The sequence below is a fragment of the Okeania sp. SIO2C9 genome (assembly GCF_010672455.1).
Classification (GTDB): domain Bacteria; phylum Cyanobacteriota; class Cyanobacteriia; order Cyanobacteriales; family Microcoleaceae; genus Okeania.
On sequence record NZ_JAAHGO010000088.1, the window covers coordinates 1 to 16,795 of the forward strand.

The following is a 16,795-nucleotide window of genomic DNA, read 5'->3' on the forward strand; positions in this document are numbered from 1 at the left end:
AGCTAACTTCGCCTGGCAGCTAAAATCTACCGAACTGTTTCCAAAAGGCATTGTTTCCTACATTGTACCAGATTTAGGACTATTTTTGAGATTTTGGGCACTCAAAAATCAAGGAAATGGATAGGTTTAACAAGGTTTTTGGTTAATAGTTGCGTCTCGAGCAATTTGTCAAGAGCATGAATCTATTCTCGAAGCGCAAGACCATAAGCAAGAACCTCTTCAAAAGCAGGTTCATTCTTGACATACTCCCGACGTTGCGCATAGCGCGACAACGCGGGATTCTTCAGCCATGAAAAAAATGACCGCTGCGCGCGTGTGAGGTGATGTCCTCCCCCTGTATTGACCTTGATGATAACATGCATACCTCCTAGCTTGTCAAGGGTATAGGAAGGTTTTATTTGTGGAGGTATCCGACTATTGGCCCAGGCTTGACCATCCCTCCGCTCCCCTAATAGCTGCCGCCACCATCCTCCGCCAACGGGAGAGCGTGGGACTTCCCGCCAGTGAAGTTAAATCACAGTCTCTGTTAATATAAATCACTAAAACAGAGAAGTTTAACTCACTCCTTAACCTCCCCTTAAACACCAAAAAAAACGTCATAAATCACATCAATAACTGAAAAAAAAGATTAATATTAAGAATATAGGGGGTGGAAATAAATAACAATTAATTCTCCCTCTATTAATTTAGAACTGATTCGTCAACTTAGCTATTTGCACAGCATTCTGCATGCAGGAAAACTCTGATATATTGCATCAGGAATTTAGGCTCTAGTCAGCCATAACTGCCAAAAAGCAAATATAGCAAGTAATTCAGTTTCATAATATTTACTTGATAAATTAGCTCTTAGTCTCTATAGTAAAAGGATATAAAACCATGCTATTACACGAAAAGAGAACAACTACTGAAAATCATCCCATTAATTCCGAGTCAGTAGCAAAAAGATTAGAAAATCAAGTAAATTCATCTAAAAAAGAATCAAATAGTCGTTTATATATGATTTGGTTAAAAGATGAAAATGGGCATTTAACTGCACATTGGACGACTCAATATTAGTTGAGAGAATTAGCAAAGAATTTTGATATTGGATTTTACAGCGGTTTTCATGATTAGTAGACCACAGTAGGGACGTTCCATGGAACGTCCCTACAAGATTTTGCTTGTGAAGGTGTGGTTCATCAATTTGAAAAGCGCTGTAATGAAAGGATGAAATATACCAATTCACTTTCAAGATATCACAAATAGTTTCCAACTTTAAATGTGAAATAATTTCCTGAAATTACTGCCTAGTAAAACTTTTGAGTCGATCAAATCTTACTTTTAAATGCATGATATCAAATCCGTTTAATTGGACATAAAAAAAATCTTCAATCGTCATAACTACGCTCATCTTTGTAATTCTTTCTTCTCCTGAATCCTGACTCCTGACTCCTCCTAACTTAACCATTCTATGGTTGTTTAACCGGATTTGATATGACTTTTGGGTAGTCCTGCATGGTAATGGTGAAGATATATCTTTTTTAATTTCTCCCGCACTCCCCATCCCCCCATCTCCCCATCTCCCCATCTCCCCACACACTCTCTACCATTACTATGCACCACCACCGACTTTTGAATGAACGAATTCCGTGAAACGGTATTACTGAAAAATAAAGGTATAAAGCCTCTCCATTCATGGATAAAAAGCGGTCGAGGGATGGCGAGGTCTCCTCGCCATATCCAATCGACCAAGAGAAGAAAACAAAATCCTTTTAGTCAATTCTTCTATTACAGAAGAGTTCAAGAATTAAGAATTTAGAATGCGCGAATTTAGAATTACCTCTTCTTTTCAAGGAGAGGATTGACAAAGAGATGAAAATTTTTATTTATTATCCCCTTAAAAGGGGAGGCTTTAAACCACAATATTTCGGTAAAGTTTTCTTAAGTAGGAGCGATAGAACTCCGTTCCCCTCTTTTAAAGAATTTAATCCCATTCCAAATCAACAAACTGTGGATAAAAGTTAGAGCGATCGCCCAGACTATATTCTTAACAAAAATCCTCCCCAAAATAGCTACTGTTAAACCATGTCCGTCTCCCACCATTAATGTAGCAGTCAGTAATATTATTCCTTCAAACAAGACATATCCTATAACTAAACTAGCAGTCAACCATAAATAATACCTCCAGATTTTCTGCTCAATAAATTTAGGCTTAATACTAGCTACAATTGTTACTAATAATGTTCCCAAACCCATCACAACTCCCCAAGTAAAAGACTCTAAAGTCTGGGGATATTGACGGAGAGTAAAACCATATAATTGATTAACTAACCAAATTATTATTGAGGAAATTATCGCCTGTTTTCTATTAAGTGTCACCCCACTAATAGCAGCAAAACCTACTAAGGGAACGTGAGGATAAATAATACTACTAGCACTGCCAATAGTAATTAACAAAAATTGCCACAGACGAGAATGAGACATTGCTTTTTCAGCATGACTCCAAACATTATAATTTTCCTGCGAATCAACTGTAATTTTATTATTCATAAATTTTGATTCCTACTATTTTTCAACCATCAGTTTTCCGTATTATCTTTGATAGATATTTTTCCCTTACTCATTATCAAAATAATTAGGTCTAAAACCCCGCCTTTTAAGGCGAAATATTTTTGGAGAGTTGCTCAAATCCCCGTTACAAAAATAACTTATGTAAGGGCGAATGGCCATTCGCCCCTACTGACTTCTGACTTCTGACTTCGTTAACTGAATATTCCATGCAACGTCCCTACTTAGGGCTTACCGATCGATTCTAAAAGTATTGACTGATATTGGTTTTAGCGTTTTAGAGTTGAAAAAAGTACCAACTTTTCGGTGAAAAAAGCTCATGCATGCTAGTATTTTGGGATGATTATGGCAGAAAAATTGAGAGACAATTCTTAACTCCTACCTCCTCGCTCATTCCCATAACTCCTGTCTCCTGTCTCCTGTCTCCTGTCTCCTACCCCAGCAAAAAGACTTTCCATACGCAAAACCTACTTAGGATATAAATTTTTAGATAACTTCACCCCTCCTAATAAATGCTCTTTAACAATACTTTCAGCCAGATCAGGAGTAACGCGAGTGTACCAAGTTCGGTCTCCAGAATAAAAGACCACCGGACCCATTTTGCAAACTTCCAAACATCCAGAAGTAATCACATCTATATCTAATTCTGATGTTTTTACCGCAGTTTGTAAAGCCTCAAAAATTGGCTGCCACTTCCGAGAGGGATAACAACGACTCGACCGACAAACAGACAAATAAGGTCGTTTTAAAGGATTACTATTAAAAGGAATTGGACGAGTTCCTAAAACATAAATTTCTCGTAATTCCTGATAAAGTGCAAGTTTGGAAAACTCGGCTTTTTTCTCCGGCAAATAATCTTCATCTTCCCCTAAAAATGGATTGGGCAAAAATATTGTCATTAACTTTTCTGCCGCTCCATTCCAGAACTGAATCCCCCAACTTTTTGCCACTCCTTCAGGGTTTAAGCGACGATACAATGCTGCCCGACTTAAAAGACGTTTTTCTCTTAATTCTATTGGTGTCGTACAGTGAGGTCCCCCTAAATTTTTTTCTAAGCATAAATGAAGATGCCAAGCAGGAGTTGCTACGGTCAAATAACCATCATAAATTAAGCAAAGTTTTGGAGGTTCAGTGAATTCTAATTCTAGTACTCCACCTTCAACAACATGACCTATTTGAACTTGCTGCCACTGTTGCTGAATTAATGTATATAATAGAGGACCAGTAACATCTATTGTAGTAGGAAAATCTTCATATTCTATCGTTCCACCTTGAGGAGTCTTTTCCGATACCGTGTGTTTTAATGGTGTCACCCATTGATTAAATTCACTCATTTTAGTTATCCAGATTTAAAGTTTGTTTATCAACAAAATACCTCAAAAGTAGGAGGTTTGGTCTCCAAACCCTTGCAAAAGACCAGCTATATTTTAGTCAATACTATTTAATTATACTTGTTGATTCTTAGTCCTCTATTCCCTACTCCCTTCCACTGACTAAATAACATTAATTACTCCGATCGCTTGTAAATCAAAAACAGCAGAAGTCGCAACTGAAGATCATGCCTTCGGTTGCTTCAACCACTGTGGTCTATTTAGCAATGAGAAGAAAATAAAACCGGATAAAATTAATTACGCTCAAGAGGTTTATGTGGCAGAAAGCAAAATTTCCCGGTCTTATTTAATTTTCATTCCTTACCTGAAAATTGCTGTAATTAATTCGTAAGCATTCAGCCGTCAGCAATCAGCTATCAGCTATTGCATTTAGTTGATGAGAAAAGCTTTATTAATTCTCTTACTAAAAAAGTTAGCTCTCTTACCTTTAAAGTCTATATTAATTTAAATACTTTCCTTGAGCAGAGAGTCTTGTTGCTGACAGCTGACAGCTAATAGCTGTTTGGGCAGCATTCCGCAGGAAATGCTTATATTAATTAACAACTTGACAATATTCTTCATACACGCCATCAAGTAGTAAATTTAAGGCGTCTACTGCTGTTGCTGCTGCTGTTAATGCTTCCTGTTTTTGAGCATCAGTTTCACAGAGTTTTACTAATGCTTCTCGCGTAACTTGGCTGTGAATTTCATCGGCTTTTTCATGTACTTTAAAAAATGCCAAGGCTGCTTCAGAATTAATGCCGTAAAATTCTTTCAAACCAGTAATTTTAGTAGTAGCTACTTCGGGAATTTGGGATTCATAAGCATAGAGAGCAGCTAAACCTTTTGCTGGATTTTTACTGCGGGATAACTGCTGCAAAAGCTTCACAGATTCCTGAGTTTTTGCTAGGTGTTGGCGCTCTTTAACTGCTTCTCTTTTTACACCCAAACCTTCAGCAAAACGTAACCATAATTCAGGGTGATTTGTCGCTCCCATTTCTTCTTCCATGAGGTTTTCTAGGAGCATTTTTCGTATTTCTAAGTCGTCACAAGCTGCGTGAGTAGCACTAATATAAGTAGGGAAATAATGAACTTGTAGATAATATTCTTGAGCGTATTCTTGCAACATTTCTAAAGATAATTTTCCTTCATTCCACATTTGATAGAATTGGTGCTTAAGTAAATGTTTTTTTTCAATAATTTCGTCTAATTGAACAAGAAACTCTTGATCGGTCATTTTTGTATTTTCAATTAACATCATTGTTCGGCAAATGTAAGAATATTTACATATAATATCATAGTTTTTTTTATTGTCAATATGTGAATAGATTTTATCGAAATAAACTGTTAATAAAGAATCATTTTTTATTCGACAAAATATTTTTATTAATGGTATAAATAGAAAAACAAATAACTTGTAAGTATTCAGCTTTTGCCAGAATAAATTAATGACTAAGGTTAGCTGAATAAATTTTTTTAGAAGTTTTAATTCTCCTTGGATACTAATTGATATTTTGAGTTGATAATAAGCTAATAATTCATAGCTGAAGTGCTGACGTATGAACGCTTACTATAACTTTTTTATGTAAAATAAAGATATAAGAAATCACCAAATTTTAAATCTGATGATTATTTTGATATTCAGAGGAATATTGAGATGGAAATTCATCCCAACTTTTGATTACTTGTTGGTAACAATCAGGCGGACTAATCGGTAAATTAGTAAGATAAAAGAAAGTAACATTACTGCCAGATTCTAACATGAAAACTACATCCTTTTGAGGATTGTAATTATCAACAGCCTCCAGAATATGATCATTCATAAAATGTCTTTTAAGGAGGACAGTATCGGGTGCTTTTAACCAGGCATTGAGAAGAGGTGCAAGATTATTACGAGGCACAAAATGTACTTTAAATGTTTCTCCAGTTGCACCAATAATAGGTGAATTTGTACTGCAAATAATTAGACCCCGTTGGCCACTTAAATAACCTTGCCAAGCATTATATCCTATAGAGATTAAATTAGTAGCAATAAACTCTTGCTGCCAATTATGTAAATAATTTTCTTGCTCCATTTGCTTTAATAACCTATATAATTAAACTACTTATACAAATTTGAGAAATATTTGCTACAAATATGAACTGTTTCTAGTAGTCAATAGTCACTATTCACTATAAATAGTTATTATTCCTATTTTTGACCTTTAAACAATTCAAATAGAAATTACGTCAGCATCGTATATGAAGTACAGATATTCAGAATTAAATGCTTTGAGTGCGGGCATCTTGCCCGCGACGGGTGTACCTCATCAAAGTGGAATCTGCTGTAAATTCCCTCATTTTAATTCTCCAGATTTAGTGATTAAATAACGTTAATCACTCCGATCGCTTCCAAATCAAAACCACCAGAAGTCGCAGTTGGTGGTGCCGTTGTCCAAGGGTCAAAAATGGGGTCTCCTGTAGCATCTAAAAAGCTACCATTACCAGGAATATCTACAATACGAACAAACCGAATAGCATTAATATCTACCGCACCGGATGTCACTAACGGGTCGTTAACTAAGTCATCTAAGTCAAAAGGAGTTCCCCAGGAACTACCAAAAAATTCTCCCTCAAACTCAGAAGCGTTATTAACGTGTTTGCCAGCTAAATTATAAACTTGTGTGGGGTCGATGACATCAAAACTACCTAATGGTTGCTCTGTCAAAGAGTCGCTAGGAAAACGAGCAAAGTTTACCCCATCACTGGAAACTTCAACGAATGCTAGTTCGGCAAAAATACCGCCAAGGTTATTAAAACCATTTTCAAATACTGCAAAGTCTGCTCCTGCACCATTACTAATACCAGAGTCAAAGGTTAAAGTAATCTCTCCTGGTGGTACTCCTGCGTCTATTTGTTCTTGAGTTAGATCCCCCAGTGAAGCAATATCAATAAAATTATCTGTTCTAGCAGTAGGTCCTAATGTTAGTTCAGGAGTTTGGAATCTTTCATCGACTCCTGGTGCAGGGGAATAATTTTGAAATCCTGTCGCCCATGCTGTAAAGGTTGGATTAACAATACTGTCCGGTCTGATTAACCCTTCACCCTCAGAACTAATAAAACCAGGGATGGCAGAATCTATTTTTCCTGGGTCTTGGGTGGAACTGGAATAAGGTCCTAGTTGCTGGACAAATGTTCTAAATTGGTCTTCGGTAAGTTCGCTGCTGTTAACACCTGAGAGGATGGCTAAAAATTCTCCTGTGACTGTATCTTGGATAATGGTGCTGTCAGCTAGTTCATTACTACCTTGAAAAATATTGAGTTCTTCAAAAGTTATTCCTCCTAATAAACCAATGGCATCTTGTTCTAGATTAAAGTCAGTAATTAAGTCTGCTTGGTTAATATCTTGGTCTCCCGTTGGTGGTTGATTTTGTCGCTGAAGAACAAAATTATCGAAACCCTCTCCCCCAGTTAAGGTGTCTGTACCTACATCGCCATAAATATTGTCGCTGCCAAGGTCTCCAGAGAGATTATCGTTCCCTTTACCACCCCGCAGCGTGTCGTTACCTGCATTTCCGTCGAGAATATCGTTGCCTTGGTTGCCACTAATTAAGTCTCCACTTTCCAGACCATTAATTGTGTCATCTCCTGCTAAACCAAATATTTCATCTGCATCTGAACTACCTGTGAGGAGTTCACTATTTTCTGTTCCTATTATTGTTGTCATTTTATTTCTTTTTAAATTTATGCAAGACTTTCTGTCGCAACTTTTTTGCTAATACCAAAGCAGTTGCGATCGCTATTAATCCCACCGTTAACTATCGCTCTTATTACTTATTTTTATGTTTTTAACAGTAGATTCAGAAGCACTTTTTGTACTTTTTGTCAACTTTCTAGCTATTATTTTTTTCTTATTAATTGAATAGGGCAAAAGGGAAAATTGCACAGAGGAGATTCCCACCCCAAGCAATTTTAAGTGCGGTGATTATGGTGGGGTATTAAATCCACAAAAGAAAAGATAACTGCTAATTTACTTCTTTTTAAGTAGTAGCTGTTTCCCAGAGTTTGGTTTAAATAAGCTCTGTCTAAATATCTGTAGCGAAAGGTTCTTATTTAGAGCTAATTCCCTTTTTGTCAATACTATATTAGTCATCATCCATACCTCGCAGATGTTTGATAAAGTTACTATTCAATCGGCGGGCATTCTGACTGAGAGATAATCAAGTATCTCATCACAGTTGCGGGACAGCGACGGATTTACACCGAACTTTCCCCGTTTCCTCTAACGGATGGCCTCCATTAGAACCGATTAGTTATAATTTATAATATTAAAACACAACTACTTAATTAATGCAATACTCTTACAAAATTTTTTTTTGCTAACTAGGGTTTGCTGAATTAAAGTTAAAAGTCAGGTAGCTTACGGTAATGGAGCTTTTTGTATTCAATTTATCTCCTAAGTTATTGGCTCTTATTTACCTCAAAATACTGAATTTTTCTGCTGAAATTCAAGAAAATTTCTTCACATAAAATGGCCGAAACAATTGCCTGTTATATAGAATCCGAATTATTACTATACCCAAGTCATTGCGACTGGAACGAAGTGGAAGGTTTGCGTAGCATTCCGTAAGGAAAGCAATCTCCTAAACCTCTGAGATTGCTTCCTATCGTCGCAATGACGACTGTGCAATCGGATTCTATATTACCCATCTCCGCGTCCCCGTGTCTCCGCGTCTCCATGTCCTACCCCCACCAACTAATTTTTTCAGCAAACCCTAACTAGATATTTTCACTCCAGACAAAAATATCCCTACTATTATTATTATCTCCAACTACTAAATTAGTCGCAAAAGAATCAAAAGCGACAACTTCCCCGGAAGCAGAAATTGCCGGATTAAAAGAAGTCAAATTTCCTTCTAACTCCTGATAATTTACTGATATTTTAGTCGTGACACCATTGAGCAAATCCCGCACGAATATATCATTGGTACCATTTCTATCCCCAGGCACCAATAACGGGTCGAAAGAATCAAAAGCTACAAACTGACCATCGCCAGAAATCGTCGGTGCAAAGGAACTTCTACTGACTTGATTACCAAAAATATTCACAGAGACGCGAGTCGTAATGCCATTTAGTACATCGCGCACAAATATATCTCTGACAGCATTTGTATCTCCCGGTATTAGATTAGTTGCCGTAGACTCAAAGGCGATAAAGCGACCGTCAGTAGAAATAGAGGGAGCGATTGAACTGAAATCTCCTTGGTTGCCTAAAGCATCTACTGAAATACTGCTGGTCATTCCAGTTAGGGTATCGTGCCAAAAAACATCTCTGGTATTATTGGTATCTCCTGCCACAATATTAGTCGCAAAAGAGTCAAAAGCGATAAAGCGACCATCAGCAGAAATAGTGGGGTTGAAAGAACTGAAATTTGCTCGATCGCCCAGAGAATTTTTAGATATTTGGGCAGTTATACCAGTTAGAGTGTCGTGTAGAAAAATATCTCTGGCGTTGTTAATATCTCCCATAACTAGGTTGGTAGCATCAGACTCAAAGGCAATGAAGCGACCGTCGGCAGAAATAGTGGGGTTTATTGAGGCAGCATTGCTTTGGTTGCCTAGAGAATCTACCGATATTCTTGTGGTTGTAAAAGTCAGGAGGTCTCTGAGAAAAATGTCTGTTGTATTATTGTTATCTCCTGGCACTAAATTAGTGGCATTAGAAGCAAAGGTTACAAAGCGACCATCACCAGAAACAGAAGGATGAAAAGAATTGAGATTTCCGCCAGACCCAAAAGAGTTTACCGAAACAATATCTGTAGTTTGAGTTTCTCTGTCTGTAATGAAAATATCTGTTTGGTTGTTGGTGTCTCCTATTACTAAGTTGTTGGCAGCAGATTCAAAAGCAATATAACGACCATCGGCAGAAATAGAGGGATTAATTGAAAAGTTATTTCCTTCATTGCCTTGAAAGTTTACAGATAGGCGATCAATGTTTGTTTGGGGAATAATGTTTGTAACCATGCTCAGGCGATAAAAGTCTATGTTATTGACTCAGTAATAATACATCCAAATTTGAGATTTTGTTTTCATCAGTTGGGTTTATGACCAAAGTAGAGGTCAATTGGGAGAATATTTTAATGATATTTTAAATCGGAAACGGTCAGAATTTTTGCCAGTTATTGGGGTGGATGGTTATGATTATATCTCTGAAATTTTGGTGAAATATCAACTTAAAATTACATTTTTTATTACTCTATCACAATTTATTTATTTTTCGGAGATGTCTAATATGAAGAATGTCAATGTTGAATTAGTTGTGAAAAAAAAAGAAATTCAACAATCACTACTACTTATACTGCTACTGCTACAACTATCACTCAAATCAACACAATTATTGATATTATTAAAGTTATACACACTAGATGAAAAATTTCTTCTTGAAGATGAAGATGTGGTAGTTTGTGAGCTTAAAATCTTCTAAAAAATCTCTAATTCCTTTGATTAACCCAGAGATTAAACGTTTTTTTTGTGACTTTTTTTCAGTAATTTTAAAGATGATTATGGGATATAAAAACCTTTTTGTGTTAAAAATTATATAGCTTAATTTTGCCTCTTTTATTTCTGATTTTTCTGTCTATTATTGATGTATTTATGAATCATGTTACTAAATAGTCTTTATAATATCACAAAAATTGCGAGGATGGAACCGAAAATCCTTTGGTGCGCGATTTTTTTATGATCTTCACAAAATGAAAGTGTTGGTGTTTTCTACTGAGCAGGGTAAATAACAGCTTGACATAATCTATGACTATCTAGTATAATAGAGTTGTTGGGAAATAAAAATTGAACAATGCTCAAAAGCTTATTCTATAAAGTTTTCAGGATTATAGAGCTGAAAAACGCTATAAACTATGACCAATAAGAGTTTTAGCCATTTTTTTAGCTTAATTCCCAACAACTCTAATATGTGATTATTTATATTTTATTTGATGCTACTAGGATTCAAAACTGAGTTACACCCCACAAACCAGCAAAAAACGTTACTGGCTAAACACGCTGGTGTAGCCCGTCATTCCTGGAACTGGGGATTATGGCTCACCAGAAACATATTGAATCACAATCAGCATAATCCTGATAGTAAACTTAAATTTCCCACATCTATCGACCTGCATAAACTTTTAGTAGCAATGGTCAAACCTAAAAACTATTGGTATTATGAAGTTTCTAAAACAGCCCCTCAATATGCCTTAAGACATTTATCATCAGCTTGGAAACGTTGCTTTACTAAAGTGTCTGGTCAACCTAAATTTAAGAAAAAAGGTAGAGATGATAGTTTCACTTTGGATGGTTCAATATCAGTAGGTTTTGATCGGGTTAAATTACCTAGAATTGGATGGGTAAAAACTTATGAAATTTTGCCAGATAATGTTACTCCTAAATCTGTAACTATTAGCCGAAAAGCCGACCGTTGGTTTATTAGTTTCAAAATAGAGACAGCAGCCATAATTACCGAGAAATCAGTTGATGTGGTTGGTGTAGATTTAGGTGTAAAATCTCTAGCTACACTTTCAACTGGTGAGGTTTTTGTTGGTGCAAAATCTTACAAAAAGTTAGAGTCTAAACTATCACGACTGCAGTACCTAAACAGGCATAAAACTAAGTTTTCCAATAACTGGAAAAAAGCACAGCTAAAAATAGCGAGACTGCATACAAAGGTAGCTGACATCAGGAAAGATACATTGCATAAACTAACAACCTATTTGGCTAAAAACCACAGTCAAATAGTAATAGAAGACCTGAATGTATCAGGAATGATGGCAAATCATAAGTTAGCTAAGGCTGTTGGGTCTATGGGTTTTTACGAGTTTCGTAGACAGTTAGAATACAAGTGTGAGTTATATGGTTCAGAGTTAATCATCGTTGATAGATGGTTTCCTAGTTCTAAAACCTGCAGTAGGTGTGGAACTGTTAAAGAGTCTCTATTGTTATCAGAGCGTGTTTTTGAATGTGAAAACTGTGGTTTCGGTTGCGATCGAGACTTGAATGCAGCGTTAAATTTAGCGATGGCGGTCAGTTCGACCGTGACAGCCTGTGGACTGGATAACGCCGACGTTGCCAGGTTGAGGCAGGAATAGAACAGATAATTTATAGAAAATCATAGATTTTTGTAGATAATCGTAGGTTTCTAAGAACGGATACATAGAAAGATTCGATGATGGGAAAATATCAGGAACGGGCAAGATGCCCATTCCACAAGGGTTATATAAGGCATAGCTTAAAGAAATTCACTGAAGTTGCCAATATTGACATTATTAATATTACTGCCAGGATCTACATCAACAACTGGATCGACAGTAGTTTGAGAGAAGCCAAATTTTTGTACTTCTCGTACTGTGTAAGTATTGGGAGGTAAATCCTCAAATGAGTAGAAACCAAATTCATCAGTTATAGTTGCAGGTTCCCCAATATCTAAGAGACTATTGTTATTCAAATCTAGATACAAAGTGAAGTTATCTAAACCATTTTCTCCAGGGTCTAATATTCCATTTGCATTTCTATCATTAAATTTAATCCCATTAATTTGACCTCGGTTACTTACATTGCCAATATTGACATCTGTAATGTTACTTCCTGGAGTTACATTGATAATTGGGTCGGGAGTAGTTTGGTCAAAATTGGGTGCTTGAGTTTCTCTAATTGTATAAGTATCTGGGGGTAAATCTAGGAAAGAATATTCACCATTAATATCAGTAATAGTCGGAGGTTCTCCTTCATCCAAAAATCCATTTTGGTTGAGGTCTAAATATAAGGTAATGTCTGATAAACCTAATTCTCCTTCTTCAAATATTCCATTAGCATTAGTATCATTAAATTTGGTACCGCTAATTTGACCACGATTATTTACATTCCCAATATTGACATTTGTGATGTTACTTCCTGGAGTTACATTCACAACAGGTTCGGGAGTAGTTGGAGCAAAACCTGGTGGAGAAATTTCTCTCAATATATAAGTATCTGGGGGTAAATCTAGGAAAGAAAATTCACCATTAACACCAGTAATAGTTGGAGGTTCTCCTTCATCTAAGAATCCATTTTGATTCAGGTCTAAATATAAGGTAATGTCTGATAAACCCAATTCTCCAGGGTCGAATATTCCATTAGTATTTGTATCATTAAATTTCGTGCCGCTAATTTGACCACGGTTATTTACATTGCCAATATTAACTATTAGATTACTTCCCGGAGTGACATTTAAAATTGGGTCGGGAGTAGTTTGATCAAAATCTGGTGGGGAAACTTCTCGCAAAGTATAAGTATTAGGAGGTAAATCTAGGAAAGAATATTCACCATTAGCACCAGTAATAGTCGGAGGTTCTCCCTCATCTAAGAATCCATTTTGGTTGAGGTCTAAATATAAAGTAATATCTGATAAACCTAGTTCTCCAGAGTCTAATATTCCATTAGCGTTCGTATCATTAAATTTAGTACCGCTAATTTGACCCCGATTATTTATATTTCCAATATTAACTATTAGATTACTTCCCGGAGTGACATTTAAAATTGGGTCGGGAGTAGTTTGATCAAAATCTGGTGGGGAAACTTCTCGCAAAGTATAAGTATTAGGAGGTAAATCTAGGAAAGAATATTCACCATTAGCACCAGTAATAGTCGGAGGTTCTCCTTCATCCAAAAATCCATTTTGATTCAGGTCTAAATATAAGGTAATGTCTGATAAACCTAATTCTCCTTCTTCTAATATTCCATTAGCGTTCGTATCATTAAATTTAGTACCGCTAATTTGACCACGATTATTTACATTGCCAATATTGACATTTGTAATGTTACTTCCTGGAGTTACATCAATAATTGGGTCGGGAGTAGTTGAAGCAAAACCTGATGGAGAAACTTCTCTCAATATATAAGTATTAGGAGGTAAATCTAGGAAAGAATATTCACCATTAGCACCAGTAATAGTGGGAGGTTCTCCCTCATCCAAAAATCCATTTTGATTGAGGTCTAAATATAAAGTAATATCTGATAAACCTAATTCTCCTTCTTCTAATATTCCATTAGTATTTGTATCATTAAATTTCGTGCCACTAATTTGACCGCGGTTACTTACATTGCCAATATTACCAATATTAATATTTGTCAGATTACTACCCGGAGTTACATTGACAATTGGAGTAGGGGTAGTTTGATTAAAACCTGGTTGCTGAATTTCTCTGATTGTATAAATATTAGGAGGTAGGTTATTAAATAGATATCCCCCAAAATTATTAGTAATATTGGCAGGTTCGTTGAAGTCTAGAAAACCGTTGTTATTAATATCTAAGTAGATGGTGAAATTAGATAATCCAAATTCGTTAGGGTCTAACCTACCATTAGCGTTAATGTCATTGAATTTTATGCCATTGATATTACCTGTGGTACTAAATTGAGATGCTTCTATTTCTGTTACTCCCAATAATTCTTCTTTTTCTGCTATTAATGTCGCCATATATAACTCCTTTTGCTATAGAGGGTATTTATATTCTTGAATGTTATTTTTCTGTGTAGTTAATCCTCTTGGTTTAAGAAAAAGATTTTTGTGTGCCAAATTTAGTTCAAAATAATTCCATCTACAAGTCTCAATTCAAAATTCTGAACTATGTTGATAAATCCGGATATATAACTCAGTTTTATTACTGATATAGCAGAAGGGAGAAAGAAGAAGGAAAAATCTTACTTTGTCTGAGTTTTAAGCTTTTGATCTGTCCTAACCTTTGCTTCGACTGCTATACCTAAATAAACTTTGAAGAAAGTTGTAGGTGGTAGGTTAATAATTTTAAAAAGCCATGAGAAATTTGTCATAATATCCTTAATATTTGTGGGTTAATCTATAGGATATTAAAACTTGATGATTGAGATATGATTGTTGATTTTATAGAATCAAAAATATGTAATAATGTTCCGGGCTTTTTCAGGTAATCCTGCTACATCAATGGAATGATAAATGCTAGATATATCATGGATAGCCTCTTCTTTAATTACATATAATAATTATGATATATAAATGGTGGATACCGATTAGAGAATTTGGCTTATTAGTAGCAAAATAACCAGCAATTGGCATGATAGTGTTGTTTTTTGAAATTGGCATTTTGACTTGACCAAAATAATAATGGAACGTATAGTCTTTGTAAAATATATTCAGCAAAAAGCAAAAAATGGGTAACACAACTGAAAATCTATCAATAGCCATAACACAAGATATAGGAAAAAGAATTGTTGATTGGGAATTACAAACATATATTACTCAGGGAGATGCAAAAGTAATGGAGAAACTAGCAAAAAACGGTTCTGAGTATATAGGCTACCTCACCGCAGCATCAGAAGGATATAAAGGTCTTTTTGTTGCTGATAGAGCAGAAAAGAGAATTTCTCATTTCATAAATGCAAGTAAAGAAGCTCTGCTTGTACCTGCCGCCTTAGCAATTAGTGAGAAATTAGGTAGTAGAGTGTTAATGCCAAATGCGGTTGCTTTTTTATACATAGAAGGATTGAAAAAAACTGGTGAATTTGTAACAGATTCAGATAAATGGCCTGATTTTTATAAAAATGTTCTCAATAAAATTGCTAAGGCAATGCAAAATGATGTGAAAGAGACAGTAGCAGAGATAGCTCAAAGAGACTTGGTAGAGGGCGAAACATATATTGTTCGCACCGGTTTTGGCATTTTAACAATGACTAAAAAAGATGATAAGATTGACATTTATCGAATCAATTCAAAGGAAGGGTATAAAAAAGCCGTTACGTATAGTGGTAATCATAAGGTAATAGCAGTAGATCAAGGGAAGTTGAAAGAATTTGGTTATTATAAGCCTAGTAGAAGTGAGTTATCTGAAATATATGCCGAAGAATTTAAGGAAGTGTTAGAAGGCTATAAAGATATGCCATTTGCGGAAACGGAATTCGTGCTACGTGGTGGTAGGAAATTTGCTCAAGAAAAATTAGATAAAGGCGAAAATTTTGATTTAAATGAGAAATTCAGCTTATATAAAAATGATGGTGAATTAATTGTAAAAGATATAACGCTAAAAAATATTTTACCAATATTAGATGTTGTAGTTGGTAAGAGAAATATAATCTCGGAATTTGACAAAAAAATTGCTGAATTTGCTGAAGTAAACACAGCCTTAGGCAGAGGTTTCGGCGAACCAATGTTAGAGAAAAAAGAAATAATATATGATTTATCTTCGCCCAAGCTAGCAAAAATGGAAGGTGTTACCGTTAAATCTGATGAATATTCTCAAACAACATATATTGAAAATAAAGATGGTAGTGGCAAAGTAATTTTAAACGGCGAGGAGCTAACAGAACTTAATTACCAGAAAACTGTTGATACGCGAAGCCAAGGTGGAATAATGTACCATTCATATGATTTTGCAGCTAATTCTAGAGCTAGAGAAATATATGATGTTAATTATTCTCCAGAACACAATACAATAGTAATTTATGTAGGTGATTGGGACCTTGTGATAGAAAATTTCCACCAAGGAGATTTAGGCATTGAGCTAAAAGGAAGCCCTGTTGCAATACCAACTAGAGAAAACAAACAAAGCAAACTTCCTGAGCAGAATTTTATAGAATATGCTGATATTAAAAGGCAAGTTACAGAAATTGCAACTAATGCTAGTATTAGCGTTTCTGTGAGTAATAATGACAAAATTATAAGTGCAATTGGCTTATTTGATACTGCCTCAATGCTTCTGGCTGCAACATTAGCTGGTGTTAGAACGAAATTTTTTGCTAATAATAAAGTAAATACTAATGCTATTGCAAAAACAGTAGTGCAAAACATTGAATTACAAGATTCAAGGCTAGAAGAAAAACCTAACAAAATAGCTATATAA

At 35.4% G+C, this 16,795-nt stretch carries 13 protein-coding genes and 1 riboswitch; of the genes, 4 read left to right on the plus strand and 9 right to left on the minus strand.

Annotated features, from left to right (window positions below):
- Nucleotides 1-182 precede the first annotated feature (182 nt).
- Entirely contained in the window at nt 183-362 is a 180-nt protein-coding gene (locus tag F6K23_RS34600) for a hypothetical protein (RefSeq protein WP_293164873.1), read from the minus strand.
- 514 nt (nt 363-876) lie between these two features.
- Here F6K23_RS34600 and F6K23_RS34605 point away from each other — a divergent pair.
- The gene (locus tag F6K23_RS34605) at nt 877-1,056 is read left to right on the plus strand and encodes a hypothetical protein (RefSeq protein ID WP_287279380.1); all 180 of its coding nucleotides are present in this window, start codon (nt 877-879) and stop codon (nt 1,054-1,056) included.
- A gap of 402 nt (nt 1,057-1,458) precedes the next feature.
- On the opposite strand, the gene F6K23_RS34610 is transcribed toward F6K23_RS34605, so the two are convergent.
- The 7 genes from F6K23_RS34610 to F6K23_RS34640 all read right to left on the minus strand — a co-directional run bounded on the left by F6K23_RS34610 (nt 1,459) and on the right by F6K23_RS34640 (nt 9,920).
- Nucleotides 1,459-1,605 (minus strand): hypothetical protein, encoded by a 147-nt coding sequence (locus F6K23_RS34610; RefSeq protein WP_293164878.1) that lies wholly within the window; start codon nt 1,603-1,605, stop codon nt 1,459-1,461.
- A gap of 315 nt (nt 1,606-1,920) precedes the next feature.
- Nucleotides 1,921-2,529, minus strand: coding sequence for a hypothetical protein (locus F6K23_RS34615; RefSeq protein WP_293164880.1), 609 nt, complete (start codon nt 2,527-2,529; stop codon nt 1,921-1,923).
- Between the two features lie 485 nt (nt 2,530-3,014).
- Complete coding sequence (locus tag F6K23_RS34620) at nt 3,015-3,881, minus strand: ferredoxin (protein WP_293164882.1); 867 nt, start codon at nt 3,879-3,881, stop codon at nt 3,015-3,017.
- A 589-nt stretch (nt 3,882-4,470) separates the two neighbouring features.
- On the minus strand, nt 4,471-5,154 hold the full coding sequence (locus F6K23_RS34625; protein ID WP_293164884.1) for a CADD family putative folate metabolism protein: 684 nt from the start codon (nt 5,152-5,154) through the stop codon (nt 4,471-4,473).
- A gap of 379 nt (nt 5,155-5,533) precedes the next feature.
- Entirely contained in the window at nt 5,534-5,992 is a 459-nt protein-coding gene (locus tag F6K23_RS34630) for a hypothetical protein (RefSeq protein WP_293164886.1), read from the minus strand.
- A 287-nt stretch (nt 5,993-6,279) separates the two neighbouring features.
- Nucleotides 6,280-7,623, minus strand: coding sequence for a calcium-binding protein (locus F6K23_RS34635; protein WP_293164888.1), 1,344 nt, complete (start codon nt 7,621-7,623; stop codon nt 6,280-6,282).
- A gap of 450 nt (nt 7,624-8,073) precedes the next feature.
- Nucleotides 8,074-8,221: riboswitch (cobalamin riboswitch) on the minus strand.
- A gap of 454 nt (nt 8,222-8,675) precedes the next feature.
- Entirely contained in the window at nt 8,676-9,920 is a 1,245-nt protein-coding gene (locus F6K23_RS34640) for a calcium-binding protein (RefSeq protein WP_293164890.1), read from the minus strand.
- Nucleotides 9,921-10,020: 100 nt separating this feature from the next.
- Between F6K23_RS34640 and F6K23_RS34645 the strand changes: the two genes are divergently transcribed.
- The gene (locus tag F6K23_RS34645; RefSeq protein ID WP_293164892.1) at nt 10,021-10,380 is read left to right on the plus strand and encodes a hypothetical protein; all 360 of its coding nucleotides are present in this window, start codon (nt 10,021-10,023) and stop codon (nt 10,378-10,380) included.
- A gap of 508 nt (nt 10,381-10,888) precedes the next feature.
- Nucleotides 10,889-12,034, plus strand: a complete 1,146-nt coding sequence (locus tag F6K23_RS34650) for an RNA-guided endonuclease TnpB family protein (RefSeq protein WP_293164894.1) — start codon at nt 10,889-10,891, stop codon at nt 12,032-12,034.
- 140 nt (nt 12,035-12,174) lie between these two features.
- Here F6K23_RS34650 and F6K23_RS34655 read toward each other — a convergent pair whose 3' ends face one another.
- Nucleotides 12,175-14,400: an SdrD B-like domain-containing protein gene (locus tag F6K23_RS34655; protein WP_293164896.1), complete on the minus strand. Its 2,226-nt coding sequence runs from the start codon at nt 14,398-14,400 to the stop codon at nt 12,175-12,177.
- A gap of 709 nt (nt 14,401-15,109) precedes the next feature.
- Here F6K23_RS34655 and F6K23_RS34660 point away from each other — a divergent pair.
- Nucleotides 15,110-16,795 carry a hypothetical protein gene (locus F6K23_RS34660; RefSeq protein ID WP_293164898.1) on the plus strand — a complete coding sequence of 562 codons (1,686 nt, stop codon included), beginning with the start codon at nt 15,110-15,112 and terminating at the stop codon, nt 16,793-16,795.

What these genes read in the sequence shown, in the direction of transcription:
- F6K23_RS34640 (WP_293164890.1), bottom strand. Translation starts at nt 9,920, where the DNA reads ATGGTTACAAACATTATTCCCCAAACAAACATTGATCGCCTATCTGTA.
- F6K23_RS34635 (WP_293164888.1), bottom strand. Translation starts at nt 7,623, where the DNA reads ATGACAACAATAATAGGAACAGAAAATAGTGAACTCCTCACAGGTAGT.
- F6K23_RS34630 (WP_293164886.1), bottom strand. Translation starts at nt 5,992, where the DNA reads ATGGAGCAAGAAAATTATTTACATAATTGGCAGCAAGAGTTTATTGCT.
- F6K23_RS34660 (WP_293164898.1), top strand. Translation starts at nt 15,110, where the DNA reads ATGGGTAACACAACTGAAAATCTATCAATAGCCATAACACAAGATATA.
- F6K23_RS34600 (WP_293164873.1), bottom strand. Translation starts at nt 362, where the DNA reads ATGCATGTTATCATCAAGGTCAATACAGGGGGAGGACATCACCTCACA.
- F6K23_RS34615 (WP_293164880.1), bottom strand. Translation starts at nt 2,529, where the DNA reads ATGAATAATAAAATTACAGTTGATTCGCAGGAAAATTATAATGTTTGG.
- F6K23_RS34655 (WP_293164896.1), bottom strand. Translation starts at nt 14,400, where the DNA reads ATGGCGACATTAATAGCAGAAAAAGAAGAATTATTGGGAGTAACAGAA.
- F6K23_RS34605 (WP_287279380.1), top strand. Translation starts at nt 877, where the DNA reads ATGCTATTACACGAAAAGAGAACAACTACTGAAAATCATCCCATTAAT.
- F6K23_RS34625 (WP_293164884.1), bottom strand. Translation starts at nt 5,154, where the DNA reads ATGACCGATCAAGAGTTTCTTGTTCAATTAGACGAAATTATTGAAAAA.
- F6K23_RS34650 (WP_293164894.1), top strand. Translation starts at nt 10,889, where the DNA reads ATGCTACTAGGATTCAAAACTGAGTTACACCCCACAAACCAGCAAAAA.
- F6K23_RS34620 (WP_293164882.1), bottom strand. Translation starts at nt 3,881, where the DNA reads ATGAGTGAATTTAATCAATGGGTGACACCATTAAAACACACGGTATCG.